The sequence below is a fragment of the Rhizobium sp. P1_E1 genome, from assembly GCF_056406015.1.
The window spans coordinates 1-16341 of the sequence record NZ_JBFUAY010000118.1; the positions used below are offsets into that span (position 1 = coordinate 1).

Here is a 16341-nt window from a genome sequence, read left to right on the forward strand (position 1 = left end):
ATGCAGATGGTGCGCGCCGGGCTGAAGGCGATCTATCTCTCCGGCTGGCAGGTGGCGGCCGACGCCAATACGGCATCGGCGATGTATCCCGACCAGTCCCTCTATCCGGCCAATGCCGGTCCGGAACTGGCCAAACGCATCAACCGCACGCTGCAGCGCGCCGATCAGATCGAGACCGCGGAAGCCCAGGGACTTTCCGTCGAGACCTGGTTCGCGCCGATCGTTGCCGATGCGGAAGCAGGCTTCGGCGGACCGCTCAACGCCTTCGAAATCATGAAGGCCTATATCGAGGCGGGTGCCGCGGGCGTTCACTTCGAGGACCAGCTCGCTTCGGAGAAGAAATGCGGCCATCTCGGCGGCAAAGTGCTGATCCCGACGGCCGCCCATATCCGCAATCTCGATGCCGCGCGACTTGCTGCCGACGTCATGGGCGTTGCGACGCTGGTCATCGCCCGCACCGACGCGGAAGCGGCAAAGCTCTTGACGTCAGACATCGACGAGCGCGACCAGCCCTTCGTCGACTATGATGCCGGCCGCACAGTCGAAGGTTTCTATCAGGTGCGAAACGGCATCGAGCCCTGTATCGCACGCGCCGTCGCCTATGCGCCGCATTGCGATCTCATCTGGTGCGAGACCTCGAAGCCGGACCTCGATCAGGCACGGCGCTTTGCCGAAGGCGTGCACAAGGTCCACCCCGGCAAGCTGCTCGCCTATAATTGCTCGCCTTCCTTCAACTGGAAGAAGAACCTCGACGAGGCGACGATTGCGCGGTTCCAGCGCGAACTCGGCGCGATGGGCTACAAGTTCCAGTTCATCACGCTCGCCGGCTTCCACCAGCTGAACTACGGCATGTACGAACTGGCGCGCGGCTACCGGCAGCGGCAGATGTCGGCCTATTCCGAGCTGCAGCAGGCGGAATTCGCCGCCGAGGTCAATGGCTATACCGCGACCAAACATCAGCGCGAGGTCGGCACCGGCTATTTCGACGCCGTGTCGCTCGCCATCACCGGCGGCCGGTCTTCGACCACGGCGATGCACGGCTCGACCGAACATGCGCAGTTCAAACCGGCTGCGGAATAACTCGAAGAGGAGGAGAAGATCATGGCATCCATTACACGCGTCAGGGAACGGGCCGAGGAGCAGGCAAGCAGCATGAGCGAGGATCAGCAGACGACGATCCGCATGCTCGCCAACGACCTGCATCGGCTGAACCAATCGGTCATGAAGGCCGTCGAGGCCGGTGTCTCGGTCGAACTGGTACGCTCGGCCCGTCATCACGGCGGCGACGGCCACTGGGGCGACCTGCTGATCCCCGTCGTCGTCACCAACCGGCATTGACGAAGACCGACCAGCGGCGGGGTCGCTGACGTCGGCCCGCTTCTTCAATCGCCGCGCGACCTATCGGGCGCGCGGCGCTTTACGTCTCCAGTTAATGCAGCCGTGGTCCCAAACCGCTGCACAGTTTTGGGCGACACGCTCTAGCCTCGACTCGGTCGTTTCCCGGCGAAGAGATCGGCATAACTTTTGATGAGCTTGGTCATGCGGTCGGCGACCGTGCGGATCTCCGGGCGATGGCGGTCCTCGGCATTCATGACGATCCATTGCCGGTGGCGCAATTCCGGCAACTCGCCGCCCTGCCGCTGCAATTCAGGATGGAGATCGCCGACGAAACAGGGAAGCACGGTCTTGCCGGCGCCGGCGCGCACCAGATCCGGCAGCGAACGCGGCCGATTAACCGTGGCGACGATCCCTGTTGCGGCATGGGCGTGCGGCCAGCGCAGATAGGCCGATATCGCCTCCTCCTCGGCGACTGCAATCCAGCGCTCGTCGGTCTCGGCGGCGTTGCGTCTGATATAGACGGCATAGGCCACCTCCCCGAGCTGACGTGCGGCGAGATTGGCCTCCTCGGGCTCGAAGGCGCGAATACCGATATCGCTCTCGCGATAGGCAAGGCTTGCCCGCGCCTCGCCGATGGTGAGCGAAATGGTGAAGGCATCGCCCGGCATGCGGATTGCGGCGAAATTCTCGGTCAGCAACCAAGCGAGCCAGGTGCCGGCGGTGACCCTGACGGTCGTGCCGCCCTCGCCGGATTGCCGCCACGCCGCCACCTTGCGGGCGGCGGCCTCCATCTCCTGAAGGTGATCGAGCAGCGCCTGGCCATCCTGGGTCAGACGGTATCCCGTCTGGCTGCGCGAAAACAATGCGCGGCCGATCTCCTGCTCGAGATCGAGCATGCGCCGGCCGACGGTCGCAGGACTGAGCCCGCTTACGGTGCTTGCCCCCGTCAGCCCGCCGAGCCGGGCCACCTGCAGGAAAAGCTGATAGGAATCCCAACTTGCGTTTTTCATCGCTGAAAAACATAGCGGGATTATCCCCGTTTATAAAGACAAATTCGACGCCTAGATCAGGTGATGTCTGACACAGGAAAGGACATCGTCATGATCGACATGATCACCATCGCAGGTACCATCGGCTATCGGCACTCTCCCAAGCGATGCGGTTGCAAGGCGGAGGAGGATAGATTCTATGCCGAGTTCGGAAACAGCAGCCTCATTGGCTTCGCCGGCTGGCTGACGTCGCTCGATCTCAACCTGGGAAGGCGCCGCAAGGCCGCGGCGCAATCCCGTGGCAGCTGCGGCTGCGCGGTTCAGGCGACTTTTCTTGCCGCGAGATGAGCCGGTGCGGTTTCTGCGACGATGCGGAACCGCTCGATCAGCGCCATCAGCGTATCGGCCTCGCCGGCGAGCAGGCGGCTTGCCTGCGTCGTCTCGGCAACCATCGACGCGTTCTTCTGGGTCATCTGGTCCATGGCGTTGACCGAACCGTTGACTTCCTGCAGTGCGGCCGACTGATCGCGGCTGGCGGTGGCGATGGTCTCGACATGGCCGCTGATTGCGATGATCTCCTGGCTGATCGAGGCAAGGACGCTGCCGGTCTTCTGGACCAGTTCGGAACCTGCCGTCACTTCCCGGCTCGATGTCTCGATCAGCGACTTGATCTCGCGCGCCGCATCGGCAGAACGCTGGGCGAGTTCGCGGACTTCCTGGGCGACGACGGCAAAACCCTTGCCCGCCTCGCCGGCGCGTGCCGCCTCGATGCCGGCGTTCAGCGCCAGAAGATTGGTCTGGAAGGCGATGTCGTCGATCACCTCGATGATCTGCTCGATGCGCTGCGAGGCCTGCTCGATGCGCTCCATGGCGGAGACGGCGTCGCCGACGACCGCGCCGGAATTGTCGGCGGTCTTCTTGGTCGCGGCTACGACATTGTTGGCTTCCCGGGCACGCTCGGCGGAGGAACGAACCGTCACGGTGATCTCCTCCACCGCGGCCGCAGTCTCCTCAAGGCTCGCCGCCTGCGCCTCGGTGCGCTTCGAAAGTTCGCCGGCAGAGGCGGAGACGGCGCCGCTGTTGCGCTGGATGCTCGAGGCGCTGTCGCGGATGCCGGACAGCGTATCCTGGAGTCGCAAAAGCGAAGCGTTGAAATCGACGCGCAACTGCTCCAACCGGCCGACGAAAGGCGTGCCGATCGTCTGCGAGACGTCGCCCTGCGACAGGCGCCCGAGGCCGGCGGCAAGCTGATTGACGGCAAAGTCGATCTGGCCGTCGAGCGAGCGCTTGTCGGCATCGTTCCTGGCGCGTTCGGCATCGCTCAAGGCGCGCTGTTCGGCAGCCTGGGTTTCCAGATCGCGCCTTGCGCGGGCGCTGTCGCGGAAAAGCGCCAGAGCCCGGCCGATATCGCCGAACTCGTTCTTCTTTTCGATACAGGGGATCGCTCCTTCGAGATCGCCCGAGGAAATCGAGTGCACGCTCGTCGTCAGCGCCTGCAAAGGCTTCACCGACAGGCGGATCGCATAGAAGGCGAGAACGCCGACGATCAGCATGACGATGGCGCCGACGCCGAGAACCAGCATCTGCAGCTCATACATGCGCTGATAATAGAGCTCCATCGGAATGCCGATGAAGAGAATGCCGACATTGGCGCTCGAGGCGTTTTTGATCGGGAAATAACCGGTCATGAACTTGCGGCCGAAAAGCTCCGCCGGACCATAATAGGCTTCACCCCTGGCGAGGACCGGCTGGGCCGGGTGCTCGGCGACCAGCTTGGTGCCGACGGCGCGGTCGCCGTTTTCCTTCTTGACGTTTGTGGATATGCGGACGTAGTCGCCGCCCTGCTTTTGGAAGATGGTTGCGACACCGGCGATCGACTGCGCGGTGCGGTCGACCAGCGAATGATCGGCAAGGGCCGGAATGGCGTCTTCGGTGACGGCGGAGAGCTGATTGTCCTTCAGCTCGATCTTTGCAGCCTGATCAGCTGCGCCGTAGAGGACAGCCATCGCACGGGCGGCGTCCTTCGCGTCGGAGACGGCCCCGTCCATGACCTGATGGCTCAGATTGTAATAGGTCACGCCGACGATGGCGGCCGTGCTGATGGCCAGCAGAAACAGCGTGATCGCAACGATCTGGCGTACGATCGACGTAGAGAAAAGGCGCAGCATCGAGACCCCCGGGAGATAAACCAAGGTTAAATTAGACTAAAAGCGTTAAGGAAGATTCTCCGCAAATCATGGCTGTCGGAGATATTCATCGTCTCGTTTCCGAGCATTTTCCGACTATCCCGGCGTGATAAGCTGCCGGGCATTCGACCTATTCTTCCATCGTTCAAATCTTCTCAATCGAGGCGCTGTTTTGCAGAATAAATAGAAATGGCCCCGGAAAGTCCGGGGCCGTTCGCATGAAGACGGATCGATCGATGATCAGGCGGCGCGGTAGACTGGTGCTGCGGCCGCCTCGCCGTCGATCTTGAACTGCTGGATGAGCCGGCGCAGCGAATCGGCCTCGTCGGCCAGCTCGCGGCTGGCGGCGGTTGTTTCCTCCACCATGGCGGCGTTTTGCTGCGTCATCTGATCCATCTGGTTGACGGTCGCGTTGACGCTCTGCAGCGCGTTGGACTGGTCGTGGCTGGCGCGAGCGATCATCTCGACATGCTGGCTGATCGTGACGATCTGGGCGCTGATCTTGGCGAGCACCGTGCCGGTCTCCTGCACGAATTGCGAGCCGGAATTGACCTCGTTGGTCGACTTGTTGATCAGCCCCTTGATCTCCTGTGCCGCAGCGGCGGAGCGCTGGGCCAGTTCGCGGACCTCCATCGCGACCACCGCGAAGCCCTTGCCGGCTTCACCGGCGCGCGCCGCCTCGATGCCGGCGTTGAGCGCCAGGAGGTTGGTCTGGAAGGCGATCTCGTCGATGACGCCGATGATCTGCTCGATCTGGCGCGAGGCATCCTCGATGCGGCCCATTGCGTCGATCGCATTGCTGACGACGACGGCAGAATCGTCGGCGCTGCGCTTGGCCTGGCGGACGATCTGGTCGGCATCCTTGGCGCGCTCGGCCGACGAACGGACCGTGACGGTGATTTCATCGACGGCAGCCGCGGTCTCTTCGAGCGAGGCAGCCTGCTGTTCGGTGCGCTTGGAGAGGTCCTCGGCCGACTGGGCCATCTGGTTGCCGTTGCCCTGGATCAGCTCGACATTGTCGCGGATCTGGCTCATCGTCGCCTGCAGGCGCATCATCGAACCGTTGAAATCCTGGCGCAGCTGTTCGAGACGGCCAATGAAGGGCGTTTCGATCGTCGTCGAGATATCGCCCTGCGACATGCGTTCGAGGCCGGCGGCGAGCGCATTGACCGCAAATTCGATCTGACGATCCATCTCGCGCTTTTCGGCGTCATTGCGCTGGCGCTCATGTTCGGCGGCGGCGCGTTCCTCGTCGCTCTGCTCCTCGATGCGGATTTTCGAGATGGCATTTTCCTTGAAGATGCCGAGCGCGCGGGCCATGTCGCCGATTTCGTCGTGGCGCTGCTCGCCGGAGATGCTGGTATCCAGCGCGCCTTCGGCGATGCGCCGCATAGCGGCGGTGATATGGCTGATCGGGCGCTGCAGCGTCAGCACCAGGGCAATGCCGCCGAGGATCGACAGCAGGATGCCGAGACCGGTGGTCATGACGGAGATGCTGTTTGCCTGGGTGCGCTCGGTGCCGGCCGTCTGCTTCTGCAGCTCGGCGAAATCGGTCAGCTTTTTCCAGATCTGGTCGAGTTCCTGGCGGGCCGCGGCATAGGCTGTGACGCGCTCGCCGATCGTGTCGACGATCTTCGAGCCGCCGCCGGAAATGATGTCGAGCGCCGGCTGGATCGCGCCTGATATGCCTTCGGCAAAACCCATGCCCTTGGCGCTGGTGATCAGCACCTGCATGTCCTTACCGAGCGTGCCGGCCTGCTGCTGCAGGCGCACGAGATTTTCCTTGCTGGAATCGGCGAGAAAGTCGGAAAGAACGATCTGCAGCGAATAGACGGAATTTTCGAGACGCCTCGTATCCTGCAAGACCGAGTTGGCCTGGGCAATCCGGCCGTCGAGCGCGGCGAATTCCTGGGTCGCGTCACGCATTTTCTGCGTGGCGGTCAGCTGCGTATAGGTCGAGGTCTGGCGGAAGCGCGAAACGAGACGGCCGAGTTCGGTGGCGGTCTCGTCGGTCGGATTGGGCGTCTGGACGATCGTCTTGATGCCGTCGATGGTCGCAGCCAGCGCGTCGATGACATTCTTCTGATTGCTCGGAACCGAGATGGCGATCAGACGCTGCGATTTGATGATCTCCGGCATCTGTTCGTTGATGAAGGCGATCTTGTCCTGCGGTGTCTGCGGCTTGCTGAAGCCGCTGGCGACGGTGCCAAGAAAATCGCCGCCCTTCAGCAGGCGGTCGGCCGTGCGAAGGGTGCTGGTGGCGGCGCTCTCGTCGCTCTGGACGGTGCTCTGCAATTCCTCGGCCTGGTAGGACACGGTGAAGCGGGTGCTGATCACGCTCTTCTGCGCTGCGTCGATCTGCTCATGCAATGCCCGCTCCTGCTCGTGCAGCGCCCAGAGCCTGTCGACGACGCCCGAAATGTCCTTGGTGCGGCGCGATGCCTCCGCAAGGCTGTCGCGACCGGCGGCCTCTTCACCGACCTGGTTCAGCGTCTGGTCGAGCACGCCTTGCTGGGTCTTCAGATCCGCAAGCAGCTTGTCGCGCGCCTCAGGGCTGGTGACGCGCAGGAAATCATCCATCGAACCATAGAGATCCTTGAAGCCGCTGAGCGACTGCAGCACGCTGTTGGATATTTCCATGCGGCCCTGCAGAAGTCCCGAAGCGTAGAGGCCCGTCAGGCCCACCGCCGAAATGGTGACGACGAAAGGCAGAACGAAGATCAGGACTTTCGTCTTGATCCTGAAGCGGGAAAGAATCTTGTCAATCAACATGGCGTTCCGGGCCTTTCATACACCACTCCTCCCGCAGGCAGCCGCATGGCGCCAGCCGGGTGCACATCGAGCTATTCTTAGTTACATTGGGGAACCCGGAGGCCAGGCGGCAGTCATTGCCAGTTCATGTCCAAACAACTTGGAGATGCCCAAATATTCGCGAGCAATTGTGTCAGATTAGATATTAATTTTCGGATAAGCGGTTATGGCGGGTTAAGCCAAGGCAGTGAAATAGTTGCAAATTATGGGCCGCGACGCCGCGGTGCGACAATAGCCATGTCGCAACGTTCGCTCCAGGTCTGCGGACAAGATCAGATGACGTGCGAGAGCAGCAGCGCGATGCTGGCGGCGGTGGCGCCGGCTGCAAGCATCAGATAACGCAGGGCGACCATTCGAGCGTTCGGCTTTGCCTCGGCAACTGCGATGGCGCGGGCGCGTCGTGTGTTTCTGGTCATGGTCGAAACCTCACTTCTCTCTGACACAACAACAATCCAACAAATCGGCTTGCCGGTAAAGCTTAATTTAGGGACGACCTTGCAAACCGCCAATTGAGACAGGATGGCGCACCTCTATTAAGAAGTCTTGAATCGGTATTTCCGATTTCCAAGGCATGTTGCCCAAAAGTGAGCAGCGGTTCTGGGACCACGACATGCATCAAAACAAAGAGCTTTAGACGCATTCGCCCGCGGCAAATCCGGAAGCCCAGGCCCACTGGAAATTATAGCCGCCAAGCCAGCCGGTGACGTCGACGCATTCACCGATGAAATAAAGGCCGGGCACGGCTTTTGCTTCCATGCTGCGGGAATCGAGCGCTGCCGTGTCGATACCGCCGAGCGTCACTTCGGCGGTGCGATAACCTTCCGAGCCGGACGGTTTGACCGCCCAATTCTGGGCGCCAGCGGCAAGACGCAGCAGCGCCTTGTCAGGCAGGTCGGCCATGTTGCCGGAGATTTTCTCGCGCTCCACGAGAAACTGTGCCAGCCGCTTCGGCAAGAAGTCGCCAAGGGCTGTCTGCGGCGACTGGCGGCCGTTGAGCTGCTTTGCCGTCTTCAAATGCGCCGCAATATCGATATCCGGTTCGATGGCGACCACGATCTCGTCGCCCTCGCGCCAATAGGAAGAAATCTGCAGGATGGCCGGGCCGCTCAGCCCGCGATGGGTGAACAGCAGCGCTTCACGGAAGGCGGTCCTGCCGTGGCGAATTTCGGCCGGGGCGGCGATGCCGGCGAGCGGGGCGATGCTCTCGAGCAGGCCAGGATCGAGCGTGAGCGGCACGAGGCCGGGCCTGGTTTCGAGCACGGGCAAGCCGAACTGCTCGGCGAGGCGATAGGCAAAGCCGGTGGCACCCATCTTCGGGATCGACTTGCCGCCGGCGGCGACGATCAGCGATGATGCTTCATAGTGGCCTTCGCTGGTCGATACCCGGAAGCCGACCTCGGTCTTTTCGACGCCTGATATCTCGGTGCCTAGATCTAGCACCGCACCGGCCATGCGCATCTCAGACAGCAACATGCGGATGATGTCTTTGGCGCTATCGTCGCAGAAAAGCTGGCCCAGCGTCTTTTCGTGCCAGGCAATGCCATGCCGGTCGACCATGGCGATGAAGTCGGCAGGTGTGAAACGGGCGAGCGCCGATTTGCAGAAATGCGGGTTGGTGGAGAGGAAATTCTTCGGTCCGGCATGGATATTGGTAAAATTGCAGCGGCCGCCGCCCGATATGCGGATCTTCTCGCCAGGCGCCCTGGCATGGTCGAGGACCACGACCAAGCGACCGCGTTTTCCCGCGCCAATGGCCGCCATCATGCCCGCCGCCCCGGCGCCGATGACGATGACGTCGCTTTTGCGCTGCAAATCCGTTTCCCCGATCAAAATCACGTCTTCTTTTTCCATCAAAGGGCGAAAGTCAACGTTTGCCACCCCTCGCCAATTGGCAAAGTCTGGTTATGATGGCGCCACGATCAACACAAACCGGTGTGTCATGTCCCCAAAAAAGACGACGCTGAAACCTGCCAGAAACGTACCCGCCTCGAAGAAAGCTCCCCCGGAACCCGGATCCCTGCGTGGCGTTGCGAACTGGAAGGAAGCAGCGCGGTGGCTGAGGGACAGGGGCATCGAAGACATCGAATGCATCACGCCGGACCTTGCCGGCGTTGCGCGCGGCAAGATGATGCCGAGCTCGAAATTCACCTCAAACACGTCGCTGGCACTGCCTTCAGCGATCTACCGGCATACGATATCGGGCGAATATCCCGACGAGACGGAGAGCTTCCGCTACGAGCCGCGCGACAGCGACTTGAAGCTGATGCCCGACCTTTCGACGCTTTCGGTCGTGCCCTGGGAGACCGACCCGACGGCGCAGGTGATCTGCGACATCGTCGATTCGGACGGCGGCGAAGTGCCCTATACGCCGCGCAACGTGCTGAAGCGCATCATGAGTCTTTATCACGAGCGCGGCTGGAAACCGATCGTGGCGCCCGAGATCGAATTCTATCTCGTCGCCAAGAACGACGATCCCGACTATCCGCTGCACCCGCCCAAAGGCCGGTCCGGCCGCTCGATCCTCGGCGGTCAGGGCTATTCGATCGCCGGCATCAATGAGTTCGACGAGCTGATCGACGACGTCTATCATTTCTCGGAGAAGCAGGGGCTGGAGATCGATACGCTGATCCACGAAGAGGGACCGGCGCAGCTCGAGATCAACCTGCGCCACGGCAATCCGATCGAACTTGCCGACCAGGTGTTCCTGTTCAAGCGGACGATCCGCGAGGCAGCGCTGAAGCACGACATCTACGCGACTTTCATGGCCAAGCCGATGCAGGGTCAGCCGGGTTCGGCGATGCATATCCATCAGTCGGTGGTCAATATCGAGACGGGCACGAACATCTTCTCCAATCCCGACGGATCGGCTTCGAAGGAATTCTTCCATTTCATCGGCGGCATGCAGAAATTCGTGCCAAGCGCGATGGCGATGCTTGCGCCCTATGTGAATTCCTACCGGCGCCTGCAGCCGGATATGTCCTGCCCCGTCAACAATGCCTGGGGCTACGACAACCGGACGACGGCCTTCCGCGTTCCGGTTTCCGATCCACAGGCGCGGCGCGTTGAAAACCGGCTGCCGAGCTCGGACGCCAACCCCTACCTCGCACTCGCCGCCTCGCTCGCCTCCGGCCTGCTCGGCATCATGAAGGAGATCGAGCCGACGGCGCCGACCGAGGATTCGGCCAATGAGGGCTCGATCGATCTGCCGCGCGGCCTGCTGGAAGCCGTGGCGCTGCTCGAGGACGAACCCGCTTTCGAGGAGATGTTCGGCAAGCAGTTCATCGGCCTTTATGCCGGCGTCAAGCGCGGCGAGTTCGAAACCTTCATGCAGGTGATCAGCCCCTGGGAGCGGGAATTCCTTCTGCTCAACGTGTGAGGGACTATCATGGCATTGCAGGAGACATGGCAGAGCCCGATCGCGCCCGGGCTGTCCTGGTATCAGGCAACCGTCGGGGAGCGGCCGACCTATGCCGCTCTCGACGGCTCGAGAACATGTGACGTCGCCATCGTCGGCGGCGGCTATACCGGACTGCAGGCCGCCTATAATCTTGCCAAATCAGGCGTTTCGGTGGTGCTGATCGAGGCCTGCCGCTTCGGCGACGGGGCGTCCGGGCGCAATGGCGGCCAACTCGGCACCGGCCAGCGATGGTGGCCGGAAGAACTCGAGGAGAAGATCGGCTAYGAACGCTCGAAGGCGCTGTTCGATCTTGCCGAGGCGGCTAAACGCCATCTCATCGATTTCGCCCGCGAGCATCAGATCGAGATCGACTATGTGCCCGGCCAGCTCAACGTCGCACATAAGGCGAGCTACAAACGCGCCTATTACGAAAATGCCGAGATCGCCGCCTTCCGCTACGACTATCCGCATCTGCGCTTCATGGACGAGAAGGAAACGCAGGAAAGGCTCGGCTCGAAGCGTTTCCATTGCGGCGTGCGCGATGTCGGCACCGGCCACATCCATCCGCTGAAGCTGCTGGTCGGGCTGGCGCAGGTCGCTGCCAATGCCGGTGCTGAAATCTTCGAGATGACCAAGGCAACGGCGATCCGCCAGGGCGGCGGCAAGGTGACGATCGAAACCGAAAGGGGAACGATCACCACTGAGCGCGCGCTAATCGCCTGCGACGGCTATATCGATGGCCTCGAACCAGTGACGGCAAGCCATGTCATGCCAATCCGCTCCTTCATCGGCGCCACGGCGCCGCTCGACGGGCATCCCGGTGTGCTGCCGGGGGGCGAGGCTGTGGCCGATTCGCGCTTCGTCGTGCGCTACTTCCGCAAATTCGGGGACGGCCGCCTGCTGTTCGGCGGACGCGAGGCCTATACGTCGGACAACCCGCGGGACATTTCTGAGCACATCCGCCGGCAGATCGCCGAGATCTATCCTGACCTGAAGAACATTGACATCACCCATGCCTGGGGCGGCAGCGTCGGCATCACCATGCCGCGTCAGCCCTTCGTGCGCGAGGTCATGCCCGGGGTCATCTCGATCGGCGGTTATTCCGGCCATGGCGTCATGCTGTCAAACTACTGTGGCAAGCTCTATGCGGAAACGGTGCTTGGAAAATCCGGCGATCTCGATCTCTTCACATCGCTCGATATTCCCGCCTTTCCCGGCGGGGCCCGCATGCGCGCACCGTTGCTTTTCCTCGCCTTGTCGTGGTTTGCACTTCGCGACAAGTTTTAGTCCGATTGCGGATTTCCTCTTCCGGAAATTCGCTCTAAAACCGGTTCCTGAGAGATTCATTGCACTGCACACTGGCTTTTTTAAATCGATTAGATTAAAAGGGCCGCCAACCAGCCTTGATTGAGAGACAAGCTCATGAGCAGCCAAATCATTCCCGTTGAGCCCTTTGATTATGTCGTCTTCGGCGGCAGCGGCGACCTTGCAGAACGCAAGCTTCTGCCCGCGCTGTATCATCGCCAGATCGAAGGCCAGTTTTCGGAACCGACCCGCGTGATCGGCGCCTCGCGCAGCCCGTTGACGCACGAGGAATACCGCAAATTCGCCAAGGACGYGCTGAACGAGCACCTGAAGAAGGGTGAATACGACGAGGCGGAGGTGGAGAAATTCTGTGCCCGCCTCTACTACGTCTCGGTCGACGCCCGCACGGATGCCGGCTGGGATCAGCTGAAGAAGCTGCTCGACGAAGGCAAGGATCGCGTGCGCGCCTTCTATCTGGCCGTCGCTCCGGGCATCTTCGGCGACATCTCGCAGAAGATCCATGACCACAAGCTGATCACCAAATCGACCCGCATCGTCGTCGAGAAGCCGATCGGCCGCGACCTCGCCTCGGCGCTGCAGCTCAACGACACGATCGGCCGTGCCTTCAAGGAAGAACAGATCTTCCGCATCGACCATTATCTCGGCAAGGAGACGGTGCAGAACCTGATGGCGCTGCGCTTTGCCAACGCGCTCTATGAGCCATTGTGGAACGCCAACTACATCGACCACGTGCAAATCACCGTGGCTGAATCGGTCGGCCTCGAAGGCCGCGCCGGCTATTACGATACGGCTGGCGCGCTGCGCGACATGGTGCAGAACCACATCCTGCAGCTGCTCTGCCTGACAGCGATGGAAGTACCCTCGTCGATGGATTCGGAAGCCGTTCGCGACGAGAAGCTGAAAGTGCTGCGCGCGCTGAAGCCGCTCAATGCCTCGAACGTCGAGCAGGCGACGGTCCGCGGCCAGTATCGCGCCGGCGCATCGGGCAGCGGCCCGGTCAAGGGCTACCTCGAAGAGCTCGAAGGCGGCGTGTCGAATACCGAGACCTTCGTTGCCATCAAGGCCGAGATCAACAACTGGCGCTGGGCGGGCGTTCCTTTCTACATCCGCACCGGCAAGCGCCTGACCGGGCGCATGTCCGAGATCGTCATCACCTTCAAGCCGATCCCGCATGCGATCTTCGATCAGGCGGCCGGGCGCATCGTTGCCAACCAGCTGATCATCCGCCTGCAGCCGGATGAGGGCGTCAAGCAGTCGCTGATGATCAAGGATCCGGGCCCGGGCGGCATGCGCCTGCGCAACGTGTCGCTCGACATGAGCTTCGCCCAGGCCTTCAACGTCCGCAATCCCGACGCCTACGAGCGCCTGCTGATGGACGTGATCCGCTCCAACCAGACCTTGTTCATGCGCCGCGACGAAGTCGAAGCCGCATGGAAATGGGTGGATCCGATTCTCAAGGGTTGGGAAACGACCGGCCAGCAGGTGCAGGGCTATACGGCCGGCACCTGGGGCCCCAGCCAGGCCATCGCGCTGATCGAGCGCGACGGCCGCACCTGGCATGACGAGATCTAGGACGAAACCGATGGCATCGACCCTGCATTCCTTCGCCAGCGCCGCAGATCTCGCCGGCAACCTCGCCGACAAGGTCGCGGATACGCTTTCGGCGGCGATCGCCGCTCGTGGAACGGCGTCCATCGCCGTTTCCGGCGGCTCCACGCCGAAGGCCTTCTTCCAGGTGCTTTCGACGCGCGACATCGCCTGGGACAAGGTGACAATCACCCTTGTCGACGAACGCTTCGTGCCGGCCGACAATGCGCGCTCGAACCATTTGCTGGTCGACGCCAATCTGCTGCAGAACAAGGCAAAGGCGGCACACTTCCTGCCGCTCTATCAGGACGTGGCTTCCGTGGAGGAGGCAGCCTTGCTCGCGACCGAGAAGACCAAGGCGATCAGTTCCCCCTTCGACACCGTCATCCTCGGCATGGGCGGCGACGGCCACACGGCCTCGTTCTTTCCCGGCGGCAGCAATCTTGCCAAAGCGCTCGATGCATCGACGCCGCGCGGCATCATCACCATGGAAGCGGAAGGAGCCGGCGAGCCGCGCCTGACCTTCACCTTCTCCAGTCTTGAGGATGCCGCACTCCTGGTTCTCCATATTGAGGGCGAAGGCAAAAAAGACGTTCTCGCCAAGGCGGAAGGCAGCGGTGACGAGGCAGAAATGCCGATCCGCGCCGTTCTGCGCCGGGCCACTTCCCCGGTCGAGATCTACTGGGCTCCCTGATCAGCCGTCATCCGGATTGAGATTCAGGCCAGAGCCGCCGAAACAGATAGAGACAACGAACAAGGCAGGGATTTTCCATGTCCGCTCACGCACGCATTTCTGCGATCACCGATCGCATCGTCGAACGCTCGAAGCCAAGCCGCGAGCGCTACCTGGAACGCCTGCGCGCCGCCGCTTCCAAGGGTGTCGCGCGCTCGGTGCTCGGATGCGCCAATCTTGCCCATGGCTTCGCGGTCTGTTCCCCCGCCGACAAGGATGCGCTCGCCGGCGACCGCATCCCCAATCTCGGCATCATCACCGCCTATAACGACATGCTCTCGGCCCACCAGCCATTCGAGACCTATCCGGCAATCATCCGCGAGGCGGCAGCCGAAGCAGGCGGCGTGGCGCAGGTGGCCGGCGGCGTGCCGGCGATGTGCGACGGCGTCACCCAGGGACAGCCGGGCATGGAGCTCTCGCTCTTCTCGCGCGATCTGATCGCCATGTCGGCGGGCGTCGGCCTGTCGCATAATATGTTCGATGCCGCCCTCTTCCTCGGCGTCTGCGACAAGATCGTGCCCGGCCTCGTGATCGCTGCCCTGTCCTTCGGGCACCTGCCGTCGATCTTCGTCCCGGCCGGTCCGATGACCACAGGCCTGCCGAACGATGAGAAGTCGCGCGTGCGCCAGCTCTTCGCCGAGGGCAAGGTCGGACGCGCCGAACTGCTGGAGGCGGAATCGAAATCCTATCACGGCCCCGGCACCTGCACCTTCTACGGCACCGCCAATTCCAACCAGATGCTGATGGAGATCATGGGCTTCCACATGCCCGGCTCGTCCTTCATCAATCCCGGCACGCCGTTGCGCGAAGCGCTGACACGCGAAGCCGCCAAGCGGGCGCTGGCGATCACCGCACTCGGCAACGAATTCACGCCGGCGGGCGAAATGATCGACGAGCGCTCGGTCGTCAACGGCGTCGTCGGCCTGCATGCGACCGGCGGTTCGACCAATCATACGCTGCACCTCGTCGCCATGGCGCGGGCAGCCGGCATCCAGCTCACCTGGCAGGACATTGCCGAGCTTTCGGAAATCGTCCCGCTGCTTGCCCGCGTCTACCCGAACGGCCTTGCCGATGTGAACCATTTCCAGGCGGCCGGCGGCATGGGTTTCCTCATCAAGGAACTCTTGAAGCACGGACTGGTGCATGACGACGTGCGCACGGTCTTCGGCCAGGGTCTCCAAGCCTATACGGTCGATGCCCGTCTCGGCGAAAATGGTGCCGTCCTGCGCGAGCCGTCGCCTGACAAAAGCGTCGATCCCAAAGTGCTCTCCAGCATCGAAACGCCGTTCCAGGCGAATGGCGGGCTGAAGATGCTGCGCGGCAATCTCGGCAAGGCAGTCATCAAGATATCCGCCGTCAAGCCGGAGCGCCACATCATCGAGGCGCCGGCAATCATCTTCCACAGCCAGCAGGAGCTGCAGGACGCCTTCAAGGAAGGCAAGCTCAACCGCGATTTCATCGCCGTCGTGCGCTTCCAGGGCCCGAAGGCGAACGGCATGCCGGAACTGCACAAGCTGACGCCGCCGCTCGGCGTGTTGCAGGATCGCGGCTTCCGCGTGGCGCTCCTCACCGACGGGCGCATGTCCGGCGCATCCGGCAAGGTGCCGGCAGCGATCCACGTCACGCCGGAAGCGGTCGACGGCGGTCCGATCGCCCGCATCCGCGAAGGCGACATCATTCGGCTGGACGCGATCAAGGGCACGCTCGAGCTGCTCGTCGATGCGGCTGATTTGGCCGAGCGGGAGCCGGTGACCGTCGATCTCTCCGACAATGAATTCGGCATGGGCCGCGAACTCTTCGCGCCGTTCCGCCGCGCCGTCGGACCTTCGGACCAGGGTGCAAGCGTGCTCTTCCACCACTGAGTGGGTGGCTTCTGGCAAACAAAAACCCGCGGGGAGCATGAAGCACCCGCGGGTTTTTGATTTCAATCCGGCTTACTGAAGTAGTGAGCCATTCACACGTCCTGGTGGACGC

General features: G+C 62.3%; 13 protein-coding genes. 8 read left to right on the top strand and 5 right to left on the bottom strand.

All coding sequences use genetic code 11. The annotated features are described in order from the left end of the window. Both aceA and AC1D1Z_RS26705 read left to right on the top strand, forming a co-directional pair. A partial coding sequence (aceA, locus tag AC1D1Z_RS26700) for an isocitrate lyase (protein WP_477852085.1) occupies positions 1-1080 on the top strand: 1080 nt, incomplete at its 5' end. Between the two features lie 21 nt (positions 1081-1101). After that, positions 1102-1338, top strand: a complete 237-nt coding sequence (locus AC1D1Z_RS26705) for an SMc00767 family acetate metabolism repressor (protein WP_003545603.1) — start codon at positions 1102-1104, stop codon at positions 1336-1338. Positions 1339-1478: 140 nt separating this feature from the next. Here the strand turns inward: AC1D1Z_RS26705 and AC1D1Z_RS26710 are convergent, their stop codons facing one another. Continuing rightward, entirely contained in the window at positions 1479-2348 is an 870-nt protein-coding gene (locus AC1D1Z_RS26710) for a LysR family transcriptional regulator (RefSeq protein ID WP_477852088.1), read from the bottom strand. 90 nt (positions 2349-2438) lie between these two features. Between AC1D1Z_RS26710 and AC1D1Z_RS26715 the strand changes: the two genes are divergently transcribed. After that, positions 2439-2675, top strand: a complete 237-nt coding sequence (locus tag AC1D1Z_RS26715) for a hypothetical protein (RefSeq protein ID WP_131703054.1) — start codon at positions 2439-2441, stop codon at positions 2673-2675. Here the strand turns inward: AC1D1Z_RS26715 and AC1D1Z_RS26720 are convergent. The 4 genes from AC1D1Z_RS26720 to AC1D1Z_RS26735 all read right to left on the bottom strand — a co-directional run bounded on the left by AC1D1Z_RS26720 (position 2648) and on the right by AC1D1Z_RS26735 (position 9175). Further along, positions 2648-4495, bottom strand: a complete 1848-nt coding sequence (locus AC1D1Z_RS26720) for a methyl-accepting chemotaxis protein (protein WP_131703055.1) — start codon at positions 4493-4495, stop codon at positions 2648-2650. The two genes, AC1D1Z_RS26715 and AC1D1Z_RS26720, sit on opposite strands and share 28 nt — an antisense overlap. A 258-nt stretch (positions 4496-4753) precedes the next feature. Continuing rightward, positions 4754-7285, bottom strand: a complete 2532-nt coding sequence (locus AC1D1Z_RS26725) for a methyl-accepting chemotaxis protein (protein ID WP_477852090.1) — start codon at positions 7283-7285, stop codon at positions 4754-4756. Between the two features lie 311 nt (positions 7286-7596). Further along, the gene (locus tag AC1D1Z_RS26730; protein WP_477852092.1) at positions 7597-7740 is read right to left on the bottom strand and encodes a hypothetical protein; all 144 of its coding nucleotides are present in this window, start codon (positions 7738-7740) and stop codon (positions 7597-7599) included. Positions 7741-7954: 214 nt separating this feature from the next. Further along, positions 7955-9175 (bottom strand): BaiN/RdsA family NAD(P)/FAD-dependent oxidoreductase, encoded by a 1221-nt coding sequence (locus tag AC1D1Z_RS26735; protein WP_477852094.1) that lies wholly within the window; start codon positions 9173-9175, stop codon positions 7955-7957. Positions 9176-9263: 88 nt separating this feature from the next. Between AC1D1Z_RS26735 and AC1D1Z_RS26740 the strand changes: the two genes are divergently transcribed. The 5 genes from AC1D1Z_RS26740 (at position 9264) to edd (ending at position 16229) form a co-directional block, all read left to right on the top strand. Next, entirely contained in the window at positions 9264-10700 is a 1437-nt protein-coding gene (locus AC1D1Z_RS26740; RefSeq protein ID WP_477852096.1) for a glutamine synthetase family protein, read from the top strand. 9 nt (positions 10701-10709) lie between these two features. Next, complete coding sequence (locus AC1D1Z_RS26745; RefSeq protein WP_047622518.1) at positions 10710-12008, top strand: NAD(P)/FAD-dependent oxidoreductase; 1299 nt, start codon at positions 10710-10712, stop codon at positions 12006-12008. A gap of 135 nt (positions 12009-12143) precedes the next feature. After that, a complete protein-coding gene (zwf, locus tag AC1D1Z_RS26750; RefSeq protein WP_477852098.1) occupies positions 12144-13619 on the top strand; it encodes a glucose-6-phosphate dehydrogenase in 1476 nt (491 codons plus the stop codon). A 10-nt stretch (positions 13620-13629) separates the two neighbouring features. Then, positions 13630-14328, top strand: coding sequence for a 6-phosphogluconolactonase (gene pgl, locus AC1D1Z_RS26755; RefSeq protein ID WP_028734002.1), 699 nt, complete (start codon positions 13630-13632; stop codon positions 14326-14328). A gap of 77 nt (positions 14329-14405) precedes the next feature. Continuing rightward, positions 14406-16229, top strand: coding sequence for a phosphogluconate dehydratase (edd, locus tag AC1D1Z_RS26760; RefSeq protein ID WP_018445790.1), 1824 nt, complete (start codon positions 14406-14408; stop codon positions 16227-16229). Positions 16230-16341: the final 112 nt, after the last annotated feature.